The following is a 12,082-nucleotide window of genomic DNA, read 5'->3' as shown; positions in this document are numbered from 1 at the left end:
GCGATAAATTTATATCATTTTGCCGGGCATTCCGTCTTGCCGATCGATGAAGAAGATAGAAGCCATCGTTAGAACTGAAAAACTTCCCGTTCTGAAGGAAAAACTGCGACAGATAGGTGTAGGGGGCATGACAATATCAAATGTATCCGGCTGGAGCAAGGAGCGCGAACTTCACCTCCAGTGGAGAGGGCAGCCTGTGGCCTATGACCTCTTGCCGCGCGTAAAGTTCGAGATTGTCATTCCCGACGTACAGCTCGACAATGTAATTCCGGCGATAGTAGAATCCGCAAGAACTGGGGAGCACGGCGACGGTGTGATTTTCATTACAAACATTGAGCAGGCGATAAACATCTCGACTCTCGACAAGGGCGAAAAGGCGGTCCTTCAGCCTGACGAGCGGGGCAAGTCTACGAATCCTTCGGCATCAGGTTCGAAAGGATCGTAGAAGCTGATTGGTTGAGAAACCCGTCTCGCTCACCATCAAGTCCAAGATCATTATCCTTAGCATGTTCCTTTCCCTTACCACCCTTTTTGCTGTGTCGATGCTAAGTTACATTACCTCAGACAGCCTTCTTCGGCAGCGTGTTTCCGACCAGCTGACAAGCGAGTCAACAGGGAGGGGAGCGGCCGTCAGCTCTCTCATGGACTCTCGTACGCTCCAGATAAGGGTCCTTGCCACTAACGACGCAATCCAGCAGGTCGTCTCCCACTTTGCTGCCGACCAGCCGTCTACCATTTCTGCGAGTGCGCTTGAGGACTACAAAAGGCAGTTTAGGTCGGAGATCGATTCTTTCAGGGACGTGGCGGGCAACTCTATCGGACTGCAAGACGTGGCCGTGTACGGCAGGGACGGCAAACTCCTTGCATCGACTGATAGTTTTATTTCCAATTCTACGGCCTCCAACGCGACCGCGGTGTCTGCCAGGGATCAAAACAGTTCGACCATCGTTCTAAACAGCGCCGGCTTTCCCCAAGATATCAGGGCAATCTTGCCTACCGCGGTTCCGGGAGCATCGCCCACCCCCGCGTCATTTCACTTTGGCCTTGTAAATGGCGCCAGGGATGCAATAGTCATTGTACCGATAATCTCCCGCAGCGTTGCGGGCGCGACAAACAGCACGTCAGCGCCTCCAAACACGCAGATTGGAGAGATGGTCGCAACCATGAACATGAATGGATTTGACGACATCCTCCTGAACAGAAAGGGCCTCGGTCAGACTGGCGAAGTGTACCTTGTAAACAACAACAAGATAATGATAACCGAGTCCCGATTCATCAAAAACGCGCCCTTCAGAGAGCTGGTTGACACAGAGGCTGTGCGAGCCTGTCTTGTCCAGGGCACCGAAGTGCACGACATCTACCCTGACTATAGGACCATCCCGGTGGTGGGCTTTTCGTATTGCGCCCGCGACAGGGGATTTGTGCTGCTGGCTGAATTTGACGAGGCGGAGATCTTCAGCCCCGTCAGTACTCTGAGGAACTACATCCTTGCGACTGCGGGCGCGATTACGGTCGTGGTGGTCGTAACGTCTCTGTATGTATCAAAGACGATTTCCAGGCCGATAATCCAGCTGCGCGATGCTGCAGACCGCATCTCAAAGGGGGACTATGAGTACGAGGTTCACTCGGAATCGCGCGACGAGGTCGGCCAGCTTGCCTCGCAGTTTGACAGCATGCGAAAGAGCATCCTTGAAACCAACAACAACCTCAACAAGATGGTGCGCGAGCGCACAAAGGAGCTGGGCGACATGACAAACGCCCTTGACGCGACCGCAATCGTGGCGGTGACTGACAAGGACGGAAAAATCACCAAGGTCAACCACAAGTTTGTAGAGATTTCCAAGTACCGCGAGGACGAGCTTATCGGCATGAATCACCGCATCCTAAAGTCTGGCTACCACTCTGAGGAATTCTTCAAGGAAATGTGGAAGACCATATCATCAGGCAGGATATTTGAAGGCGAAATAAAGAACATGGCAAAGGACGGCTCGTACTACTGGGTCAAGACCACGATTGTGCCTTTCCTTGACGAGTACGGCAAGCCCAAGCAGTACATCGCCATACACAGCGACGTGACCGACCTGAAGAATTACGAGGAAAAGCTTCAGCGGGCGCTGGAACGGGAGAGGGAGAACGCCCAGATTATCAAGCGCCAGGCAGAAGAGCTCCGACAGACAAACATCGAGCTTCGGAACAAGGACAAGCTCAAGGACGAGTTCTTGAGCATGGCGTCGCACGAACTAAAGACGCCGCTGACCCCGATTATCGGCTGGTGCGGAGTGCTCAAGTCCGAAAAAATCCTGGGACCGATTTCAAAGGATCAAAAGAATGCGTTGGAAACGATAGAAAAGAATGCGGTGAAGCTTGAGAAAATGATAAGCGACATGCTTGATGTGCAAAAGATAGAGCTGGGCGAGATCCGATTCAACATAGGCGAGGCAGACGTGGACAGGATTCTGAAAAACATAGAAAAGGATTTCCAGCTTGCAATGAAGGATAAGGCCGTCCAGTTTACGGTCCACTCACAGCCGGGCCTAAAGCTTCACTCCGACGAGGCCAAGATTACCCAGGTGCTTTCCGCGCTCCTGTACAACTCGATAGACTTTGTTCCCCCGACGACGGGCAGGATTGACGTCAGTGCTGAAGAGAGAAACGGCGACATTGTGTTCTGCGTCCGGGACAACGGCCCCGGCATAGCCAAGGAAAAGCAGCAGTATCTGTTTCAAAAGTTCTATCAGGTGGATACATCGCTGACGAGAAAGCACGGGGGAACAGGCCTTGGGCTGGCAATCAGCAAGGGTCTAGTGAGCGGCCTTGGGGGCACTATCTGGGTGGAGACCGAAGAAGGCAAGGGTTCGAGTTTTTATTTCAGCATCCCAAAGGACAGGCAAAAGGATAACAATGAAAGTACTCATAATTGACGACAGCCCAGACATAACAGACCTCCTTGTCAAGGTACTGACGGCAATAGGGCACCAGGTGTCCTTTACAAACAGCGGCCGCGAAGGACTTGAACTAATCAAGGCGGGCCGCTTTGATGCTGTATTTCTGGATATCGCCATGCCTGACTTTTCAGGACTTGACATAATCGACAGCCTCGTAAGCGAAGGCAAGCTGGCAGACAACCTGATTGTGCTCTTTACGGCCTCGTCGATAACCGACTCCGAAGTAGCCGAACTGGTAAAACTGGGCATCCACTCCTGCCTTCGAAAGCCGGTCCAGATCGACACTCTTTTTGAGAAAATGACCGAGATTGAAAAAGCGCGGAGCGTGGCAAAGTGAGAGCAACCGGAGCAGGCTTTTCTGATTGACTCGCTACAGCGACAGCAATTTGCATCTGTACGGCGATGACAGAGGGTCTGCGCATGGCGCGGTCACTTCGCTTCCTGGCGGCGACGCACTGTCGCAGTACAGACGCGAATCGGATTCAGAGCAGCACGAGTCCAAGGAACGGCAGCAAATAGAAATCCTGCTTCGCTTCTTTGACGATAGCAGGAAATATTGTGTATGCATGGTGGACATGGTAAGCTCTACTGCAATTAGCAGGTCTCTCGGAGACTCGGGGGTCGGAAGGTACTATTCCATTTTTCTTAACAGGATGGCCAACATCGCCACAAACTTTGGTGCAGTGGTCGTAAAGAACATCGGCGACAGCATCCTGTACTACTTTCCCGAGACAGAGCTTGGCACGCCGGCGTCGTTCAAGAACGTTCTGTTGTGCGGAATCGCAATGCTCGAAGAGCGGGAACCGCTAAACCGCAAAATGAGAAACGAGGGGCTGCCGGAGGTAAGCTACCGCGTGAGCTGCGAATACGGCTCGGTCGCAGTCGCCAAGGTCTCCACTTCATCTGTAAACGACATATTCGGGACCACGGTGAACCACTGCTCGAGGATCAATGATTTCGCTCCGCGAGACAGTATGGTCATAGGACAAGGAATGTACGAGAAGGTTCGATCTCTGGACAGCTTTGCATTCGCCGAGTCTTTGCTCCCAACCTCTTCGGCTGAGGAAGGCCTTTACCGCATGTATATAGTGCGTCGAACCTGACGGGCGGGAGAAAAGTCTTATTATCATCCACTCGAATCAGTCATGGAGCAACAGAGGACCATGACGAGTGTTGGGATAATAGGCTCAGGCGACGTTGGAATCAAGCTTGCAAACAGCTTTCATGAAATTGGCTATGATGTGATGCTTGGCTCAAGAGACCCGCATCAGGACAAGCTCGCATCGTGGGCAAAGTCGCGCGGCGCGCGGGCCCAGACGGGCACGTTTGAGCAAACGGCAAATTTTGGCGACATCGTCGTGATTGCGACGTCGTGGAGCGGCGCGGAAAACGCCATCCGGCTCGTCGGACCGCGCAACTTTTCAGGCAAGACCGTGATTGACGTGACAAACCCTCTGGACTTTTCGTCAGGCCCTCCCAAACTTGCAATCGGCATGACAGACTCTGCGGGCGAAACGGTTCAGAGACTCCTCCCCGGCGCAAACGTTGTCAAGGCCTTTAACATAGTTGGAAACCCGCACATGTTCAAGCCGCAGTTTGACTGCGGCCCTCCGACCATGTTTATCTGCGGCAACAGCAGCGAGGCCAAGACCACCGTGACATCCATTCTGGACAAATTTGGATGGGAAACTATTGACCTGGGAGGAATACAGGAGTCTCGGCTGCTCGAACCGCTTGCAATGGTCTGGATAAAGCACTACATAAACACAGGCTCGGGCAACCACGCGTTTAAACTCTTGACAAAAAAGTGATGACCAGGCAGTCTGCCTGATTCGAAACCCTACGCCTTGTGCGTTATCGAGTTGACCACTGACTTTATTTTGTTACTGCAATAGAGGTTGACCTTGATTCCCGCATAGTTCCACATGAATGCTATCGGCAAGCTGATAATCGCCCCTTTTACGAACTGGTCGGGCGTAAAGTTCATGATGTACAGATTCCATGGAAGGAAAACCGCCTGGCCCACGACGTGGCTGACAATTGTCACAATGACATAGTCCTTGACCCTGTCTGTCACTCTTGATTTGTCCATTGATTAGTTCTGCTATTGTTTTCTATGAGCTTTGCAAAGAAAAACGTTTTTGCGGGCGTTCTTGCTGCAATTAGAATAAGTTTTTGGTGAATGTATTTAAAATTGTTTGCAAAAGATTTCTGGCAAACAGGTCTTTCTAGTCACTATTTCAGAGGCTTTTTCTTGAATGTATCAAAATCTATTGTTCTATTCAAGAAAAGTTTAATAGTTTTAATGGTGTCAACATTGCATGGTTTCAGAGGATACCGAAAAAAGAGACACACCCGAACCTGCCCACGCATATTCGTGCGAGATCTGCCTCATTGATTTTGAAAGCGCAAAGGAAATGGTCCGCCACTATAAGGAACGTCACCCCGATTCGATGGAGAGCATAACCCTTCCAATCTAGCAGGCAGACGCAAAGTGCCAGGGTTGCGGAATCACCAGCAATAGTCTAACGAGTTCTGAACGAAAGCAAATCGATGTATGTTGATATAGCTGGGATCCGTTCCCTGTGAGCGGATTTGAGCGTCAAGACTGTAAAGGCCGAGTCAGGCAAGGAGCTTCACGTCCCCGGAAAATTGATTGTTGTAGAGGGAATAGACGGCTCGGGCAAGTCAACTCAGATCCGCCTGCTTGAAAAATGGCTGAAATACAAAGGCCACTCTGTCTTTTTCACTGAATGGAATTCCTCGGAGCAGGTAAAGGAGATCATTTCAAAGGGCAAAAAGAAGAACCTCCTGACTCCGACAACCTTTAGCCTTTTGCACGCAACAGACTTTGCTGCCAGGTACGAGCGGAACATCTTTCCGCTGCTCCGTGCAGGGTACATTGTTCTTGCAGACCGGTACATCTACACCGCGTTTGCTAGGGATGTCGTTCGCGGCTGCAGTCCGGACTGGGTCCGCAAAGTGTACGGATTTGCTACCAAGCCGGACATTACCTTCTATTTCAGAGTCTCGGTAGACGTTGCAATCGACAGAATACTGGCCGGCAGGCCCAAGCTCAAGTTCTACGAAGCGGGTATGGACCTCAACCTTAGCAGCGACCCGTACGAGAGCTATAGAATCTTTCAGGGGCGCATAACGGATCAGTATGATGCGATGGTGCAGAAGGAAGGCTTTACGGTGATAAATGCCGACGAACAGATCGAGGAGCAGCAGCAGAGAGTACGCGACACTGCTGCGGCAATTCTCCAGTGATTTCAGGCTAGAAGCGATTCCCAAAAGGGGAGATAATTATAATACTTAAATAATACCTTGGCTACTTGTCCCCTAATTATGCAGAGCCCCGCAACTATGGAGCAAATTTTTGCCATGCTGGCAGACAGGCGGACAAGAACAATCCTTGGCAGGGCATACACAGGTCTCGGCGGTTCCTCTTCGAGCTACGAAGGCAAGATGAGCAAGAAGCAGTTCTATATCCGGCTCCGCAAGCTCCGTGACGCGGGTCTAATTGAAAAAAAATCTTCCAGATATAATACCACAACCTTTGGTTCTCTTGTCTACAACAAGCACGTAAAATCCATGGAAGAAATCCTGGAAAACCATGGAAGCCTGCGCGCGATTGACATTATCCGGGCGGATAAGGACATACCCCTATCCCACAAGGAAAGCATTGTCAACGAATTCATAGAGGGCTCAAAGCTCAGAGAGCTCCTAAGTCCGTCACAGCTTTCAGGGTTTACCATTGTCAAGGACTTTGAACAGCTCGTGCATGAGGTGGGCAAGCTCTTGGAAGGAGCCCAAGAGCAGATTTACTTTGCTACAAGATATCATGATCCAAAGATATCCGCCAAACTCTTGCAGCTGCACAGAAAGGGGATCACGCTCAACCTGCTCGACGGCAATCCAACTCAGACGAGCCTGGAAAGCAGACTTAATGCGGTACTGCGCACGCCACACAACAAGGAATCCTACGAGCTTGTGCAGGAAATGATAAAGTCGCCCAGGTTCAACCTGAGGACTTGCCCTGTTCCGGTAAGCTTTGCAGTCATTGACGGCAGGCAGGCAGCATTTGAGGTAATATCTCCGGCCAACCCTCAGGACTTTACGATAGGGATTGCAAGCCATGACGACGCCTACTTGGCCCAGACTTTAGTCAAGTACTTTGATTCGCTGGCAAAGGCCGCTAGCGCACCTTTGTGGCTGGCGGAAATTCGGCGATAGCCGCTTCAGGCATTCTAACAAGCATCAGAAGCGGCATAACAAATGCACCTCTCGGACATCAAGGCTTCGCAATGTCCATTAGAGGGTATTTTCCGCTTGATGTAATCAGATCTACATACCTTGGGAAAAGAGTGCCAATGCAGATGTCGCATGTAGCAGCTGCTTCTATAGTTGTCCTTCCTGCACATCCGCAATCTCGGCAGAAGCTCGAGGCTGGGCCCGTCTGCATACTTGAAGTCTCTGGGCATTTTGTTTGCCTCCAGGAGAAAGCACGGCTTGGTGTTCATGATGTCAACCGTTACAGGCTTGTTTTGTACGTCTGGCGGTCTACCGGGGCTGGCTTTGCAGGGAGAGTCGCTTGTTCTAGTCGAGAGGATGATGGCCCTTCCTGCAATCACGCTTCTGCTAACTGTCGGCCTGTATGTACTAAATGACCTCACGGACGCCGACCTTGACCGCATGAACAAGAAAAGGCGGCCGATTCCTATGGGGATTGTCACGAAAAGGCAGGCTGTGTTTTTCATAATTTCTACCAACGCAGTTGCAGGTCTGATCGCCTTGTCAACGGGGAACCTGGCAACAATCTTACTAATCGTGCCAATGATCGCTATCGGCATCCTGTATTCTGCGCCGAAGGTCGCGCTGAAGGACAGGTTTGTGGTAAAGACGCTAACAATAGGCGTCTACATGTCGCTGTCGCTAATGCTGGGATCGACTGTCGGCTCGGATCTCAGCAACCTGGCAGTTTCATCGGTGCTTGCATACGGGTCGCTGATGGTCCTGATGATGGTATTTGTCACCTCGCCGTACAACGACTTGGGCGACATAGAGGGAGATGCGGCAGCCGGAAGGAAGACCATCCCGGTAGTAATTGGGAGGAAAGCCACGCTCGTAATGATTGGCGCGACAGCCTGCACAATGTCAGCCGCGTCCTGGGTTCTCTACTTTTCTTCGTCTCTCGGCATCACAGGCGCTATAGTAATGAGTATCGTCTCCTCGCTTATCCTTGTCAACATCATCAGGACAAGCAGGTTAGAGGCAAAGTCGGAAGCAATTCGAAGCCAACATGCGAGACTTATGCCGCTGCACTTTTTAATGCAGTCCGCGATCATAGCCGGTACAATTCTTGTTTAAGTACCGGACACTTTTGTAAAGGAAAAAGTGTTTGTCCAAAAACGGGCATTTTACAGAGCAATATGTCTTTGGAAGCGACAATGCGCATATATACACATATTGCAATGAACATATCTAGAAAATGGCAAAATCGCAGACCACTGCGTCCGTGCTACGAACCATTGCCGACGACAAATCCCTCGAGCTTTTTACCACAATTTCAAGCGGGATGATTGACAGTGAAAGCCTGAAGGAAAAGACAAAGCTAACACGCAAGCAGTATTACTCTCGATTATCAAGAATGTCAAAGGCAGGTCTTGTACGCAAGAAAAGCGGCAAGTACCTGCTTACTGCTTTTGGCAAAATCGTTTACGACTCGCAGCTGACGGTCAACGACGCCTTGGTGAACTATTGGAAGCTCAAGGCCATTGATTCACTGGAGACGTCCAATGAGCTTCCAAAGGAAGAGCGAACCAAGCTCATTGACGCGCTGCTTGACAACCAGGTTATCAAGGGAATAATAACCAACAGCAAATAGGCGGCCATCGCATCTAGACTTCCCTTTTTTCCAGCTAGCATGGAGATCCGTCCGTCAGGGCGTCACTTGCATGGGAACCTCTGAGAGGGGACCTATCGGAAAAGCAGTGCCGCCTTCGGAGTCTCCATCACCCAAGACATACATTATGTAGACCATCGACTGAGGCTGGGCTTGAATTGTAGCAGAGAACTGGATGGTTCGAGCGGCATTGGGCGAAACACCCGTCAAATCATGCTTGAGCGTACCAATAATTTGCCACGAGCCATCAGAATATTGTGTGGGTCCTGATAAAATGAAGTCATTGCTGTGCAATACCTGCACATTGGAAAAGCATTTGGGTATATCGATGACCAGCCTCGAGCCTGAATTGATTTTATATGAACCAGAAGTATCCAGATTTGCAATAGTAGCGTTGAACGTTTTTGTAGTTCCCGACTTCAAACCGGTATAATTTCCTACCATGTTTGATGTGACAGTAGAATTGACGGCAGAAGAAAGGTAGACGTTAGGCATAGAACCTGTATTTTGAATGCTGCTCGCATAGCCGGACTTTCCGAACTGTCCCATATTGGTAAATACCGTGACGTCAATATTGAAAGCAGGCAGATCCCCTGCTGCGGCTAATGAACCAGGAGCTACGGAGCTAAGAAATGCCATCGCTGACGGACCGTTGATTATATAGCCCGAGGTTTTTCTCCACTGTATCATGTTCACGCCGGGGCATGTCCAATAATTCGTCCCTGTTGGACTTACAGTCTGAGGATTGCATTTTCCGCCGGAAGTATCAAAGATCTTGTCATTTGACTGGCCTCTCGGCGAGGTTACGGTGATGATTATTTTTGTTACGTTCATCGGCTGCAATGTCGGGTTGGCGACTGCAACACCCCAGATTCCGTTCTGATTGGAGATTCCGAACGGGTTTGGAAACATCGCAAATATCTCTGGTCGCTGAACCAGAGTTGAGGATACTAGCTGGTCTGATTGGAATGATGTCTGCGACGCTTGCACAAGCCGGGCTGAGCCCTTTTCAATCACATAGTTGCCGTTCTTTGCGCCGACAAGTGAGGCATTGAATGTTAGCGTGGTCATGTCTGGAGCGTTCACGGTATATACCCACTTGAAAAGCGCTGTATTCCCCCTAGCTATGGTAGTCGCTGATGGAGTGACAACCGGCGTCAACTGGCAGCTGGGTCCTGGAGGACTGCAACTCATAGAGGTTGACATGGTCGGCGTTACAGTTAGCGAATTGCCGGTGCTTGTCACATTGTTTGTCACCGTATAGAGAAGCGTGATGTTATCGTTCGGCTGAACGGTAGGAGGTATGGCATACAGCGCCATGGGCAGCGCAAGCTGTGACAGCGGAGTGTACGATGCAGTCGCGGTATTTCCTGCCTGGGTCACGAGCCTGACAGAATATGCCGCATTATTGTAAACTGTAAATGGAATGTTCTGCCCAATGTTGGTTACAGAGTTCTTGCCGTCGACAACATAATTGACGCTGTATCTGTATTCGGTATTGCTTGTCTTGTTGACGACATAAATTGCCTGAATGTTGGCTGCCGTCCCGCCTGTGTTCTGCGTAGTGATATTGAGTTTGTTGTTTGTAATTCTAAGGTCGCTTACAGCAATCTTTTCGTTGAGCTGTGCAAGATTGGAATTTGCCTTTTGAATTATTGCTCCGGTAACCTGGTTCTGCTGTTGGATTGACCATATAGTCATGTTCACGGCTCCAGCAATCAGAAGGACCATGAAAATACCGCCTATAACCGCGGAAATGCCACGCCGTGTTCTGGTCGCTCTCATGACTGCCAGGCCTGCTGTGTTGATGTTCCGGACTTGGTCGTTACACCGACCTTTTGAAGGTCCCCGCTATGCCAGCCGAGCGGGAATGTGACTTGCGAGTAAGTTGCATTCTGGATGGGCAACCCCTTGTTCCATGCGATAGAGTTGTTGACTGTCACCCATGCGACGGTAAACCCGTTGTTGCCGGCATTGCGTATCGTCACCGTCGCAAAATTGCCTGTATTATTGTGGAAGAACCATGCATCCTCTATTACCACAGACTCCCGAACTTGGTTCAGGCGTGAATTGGTTTGATTTGATATGGCCACCTGCTGTGAGGCAAAATATGAATTTCCCCACGATAGAAGAAACGAGCCGAATAATGAAACTGCGACTACCAGCATCAGGCTAGTGATTACTACACTGATGCCTCTACGGCCTTTTCGTCTTGTGCGAGCCCCTAAGGGAGCCATTACAATGCTTCTTTGAGCCTTATGGGCCGATATTATCACCAGTACGTAAACAGAAAAACACTCTGCCGAATACTGAATAGAGCAGGCGCGCTGGCTGCCCACGACGTCTTATTTCTTGTAGGATTATCCTTAGAATTCCAATACCATAGTTGCAGATTTATCTTATTGGCTAGCAAGTGACGTGGAGACTTTTTGAAGACTGATTTATTCGAGCGAGTATTGAGTTATTCCTTGGGCATAATTCGAATGACTGGGCGACCGTCCTTGTCGTTGTCAAATGAGACGATTTCGATCTTGTCGCCGAAGGTGGAATTAATTCTCTCAACAAGAGAAAACGGAACCTTTGCTCCGCCTTCACCAGAGGATCTGATGATATAGCCTTCCGAGTCTTCGTCAATTTCGAGTCCAGGACCTGTTCCCAGGAAATAGCCTTCCAGCATCATTATTGCGCCGGGCTTGGAACCGGAATTCGATCTCTGCGCGGGCCTTGCGTGAGACTTGTTTTCGAATTTTGAGCGGTCCGGCCCTGGAGGGTTCTTTGCTGTAACCGGTGCAAGTGCTGCGGCAACCTTCGCTCTTGGGTCAGACCTTGGACCCGTGTCAGATTCCTCTGTCTCATTTCTTAAAATACCCGACATGACTCTGCTGATATTAGCGTCATTGTCAGGGTTTGAAACAATGAAAAGGTGGATGTCATTGGTCCCGAAAAGGAAAATGTTGTACTTGCCAAACCGCGTTACTGTGTAGGTGTGGGGCCCGGCAATGTCTTCGAGCTGGTGCAAAAGTGAAAACAAAAGTGAAATCTGGACATCCAAGGTCTCGTGCCTTTCGACTGGCAGGGCCATCTTGGAAGTCCCTTTTCTAAAGCCAAGGAGCTTTGCATTATTGTCCAATGCTCCTGCAAATACCAGCGAGCCCTCTAGCTCAGAGCTCACCCTGTCTAGCACAGTGTCAAATGAGAGGCCCGACAATACGCAGGCTTAGTCTCATTC

General features: G+C 50.2%; 14 protein-coding genes. 10 read left to right on the top strand and 4 right to left on the bottom strand.

What is annotated here, in order from left to right; genetic code table 11:
- Nucleotides 1-46: 46 nt before the first annotated feature.
- Genes ABI361_05480 through ABI361_05460 form a run of 5 tightly spaced genes read left to right on the top strand, consistent with a single transcriptional unit; the run spans nucleotide 47 to nucleotide 4,756 of the window.
- Nucleotides 47-445 carry a P-II family nitrogen regulator gene (locus ABI361_05480; GenBank protein MEO9320106.1) on the top strand — a complete coding sequence of 133 codons (399 nt, stop codon included), beginning with the start codon at nucleotides 47-49 and terminating at the stop codon, nucleotides 443-445.
- A 7-nt stretch (nucleotides 446-452) separates the two neighbouring features.
- The gene (locus ABI361_05475; GenBank protein ID MEO9320105.1) at nucleotides 453-2,921 is read left to right on the top strand and encodes an ATP-binding protein; all 2,469 of its coding nucleotides are present in this window, start codon (nucleotides 453-455) and stop codon (nucleotides 2,919-2,921) included.
- Nucleotides 2,902-3,282: a response regulator gene (locus ABI361_05470; protein MEO9320104.1), complete on the top strand. Its 381-nt coding sequence runs from the start codon at nucleotides 2,902-2,904 to the stop codon at nucleotides 3,280-3,282. Before ABI361_05475 ends, ABI361_05470 begins: the two co-directional genes overlap by 20 nt.
- Before the next feature lie 25 nt (nucleotides 3,283-3,307).
- The gene (locus tag ABI361_05465; GenBank protein ID MEO9320103.1) at nucleotides 3,308-4,048 is read left to right on the top strand and encodes an adenylate/guanylate cyclase domain-containing protein; all 741 of its coding nucleotides are present in this window, start codon (nucleotides 3,308-3,310) and stop codon (nucleotides 4,046-4,048) included.
- Nucleotides 4,049-4,090: 42 nt separating this feature from the next.
- Entirely contained in the window at nucleotides 4,091-4,756 is a 666-nt protein-coding gene (locus tag ABI361_05460; protein MEO9320102.1) for an NADPH-dependent F420 reductase, read from the top strand.
- 29 nt (nucleotides 4,757-4,785) lie between these two features.
- On the opposite strand, the gene ABI361_05455 is transcribed toward ABI361_05460, so the two are convergent.
- Complete coding sequence (locus ABI361_05455) at nucleotides 4,786-5,037, bottom strand: hypothetical protein (protein MEO9320101.1); 252 nt, start codon at nucleotides 5,035-5,037, stop codon at nucleotides 4,786-4,788.
- Between the two features lie 229 nt (nucleotides 5,038-5,266).
- Here ABI361_05455 and ABI361_05450 point away from each other — a divergent pair, with 229 nt between their 5' ends.
- The 5 genes from ABI361_05450 to ABI361_05430 all read left to right on the top strand — a co-directional run bounded on the left by ABI361_05450 (nucleotide 5,267) and on the right by ABI361_05430 (nucleotide 8,835).
- The gene (locus ABI361_05450) at nucleotides 5,267-5,425 is read left to right on the top strand and encodes a hypothetical protein (GenBank protein MEO9320100.1); all 159 of its coding nucleotides are present in this window, start codon (nucleotides 5,267-5,269) and stop codon (nucleotides 5,423-5,425) included.
- 115 nt (nucleotides 5,426-5,540) lie between these two features.
- Nucleotides 5,541-6,218 carry a dTMP kinase gene (gene tmk, locus ABI361_05445; protein MEO9320099.1) on the top strand — a complete coding sequence of 226 codons (678 nt, stop codon included), beginning with the start codon at nucleotides 5,541-5,543 and terminating at the stop codon, nucleotides 6,216-6,218.
- Nucleotides 6,219-6,296: 78 nt separating this feature from the next.
- The gene (locus ABI361_05440; GenBank protein MEO9320098.1) at nucleotides 6,297-7,184 is read left to right on the top strand and encodes a hypothetical protein; all 888 of its coding nucleotides are present in this window, start codon (nucleotides 6,297-6,299) and stop codon (nucleotides 7,182-7,184) included.
- Nucleotides 7,185-7,355: 171 nt separating this feature from the next.
- Nucleotides 7,356-8,318, top strand: coding sequence for a UbiA family prenyltransferase (locus ABI361_05435; protein ID MEO9320097.1), 963 nt, complete (start codon nucleotides 7,356-7,358; stop codon nucleotides 8,316-8,318).
- Nucleotides 8,319-8,439: 121 nt separating this feature from the next.
- Nucleotides 8,440-8,835 (top strand): hypothetical protein, encoded by a 396-nt coding sequence (locus tag ABI361_05430; GenBank protein MEO9320096.1) that lies wholly within the window; start codon nucleotides 8,440-8,442, stop codon nucleotides 8,833-8,835.
- A gap of 54 nt (nucleotides 8,836-8,889) precedes the next feature.
- On the opposite strand, the gene ABI361_05425 is transcribed toward ABI361_05430, so the two are convergent.
- The 3 genes from ABI361_05425 to ABI361_05415 all read right to left on the bottom strand — a co-directional run bounded on the left by ABI361_05425 (nucleotide 8,890) and on the right by ABI361_05415 (nucleotide 12,061).
- A complete protein-coding gene (locus tag ABI361_05425; GenBank protein MEO9320095.1) occupies nucleotides 8,890-10,638 on the bottom strand; it encodes a hypothetical protein in 1,749 nt (582 codons plus the stop codon).
- On the bottom strand, nucleotides 10,635-11,090 hold the full coding sequence (locus tag ABI361_05420) for a hypothetical protein (GenBank protein ID MEO9320094.1): 456 nt from the start codon (nucleotides 11,088-11,090) through the stop codon (nucleotides 10,635-10,637). Before ABI361_05420 ends, ABI361_05425 begins: the two co-directional genes overlap by 4 nt.
- Nucleotides 11,091-11,314: 224 nt before the next feature.
- Nucleotides 11,315-12,061: a hypothetical protein gene (locus ABI361_05415; protein ID MEO9320093.1), complete on the bottom strand. Its 747-nt coding sequence runs from the start codon at nucleotides 12,059-12,061 to the stop codon at nucleotides 11,315-11,317.
- Nucleotides 12,062-12,082 lie beyond the last annotated feature (21 nt).

Origin of the sequence: Nitrososphaera sp., assembly GCA_039938515.1 — an archaeon.
In the GTDB taxonomy this organism is placed as follows: Archaea; Thermoproteota; Nitrososphaeria; order Nitrososphaerales; family Nitrososphaeraceae; genus Nitrososphaera.
Note: the sequence above shows the minus strand (reverse complement) of the source record. Positions and strands in the feature narration are given on the sequence as shown.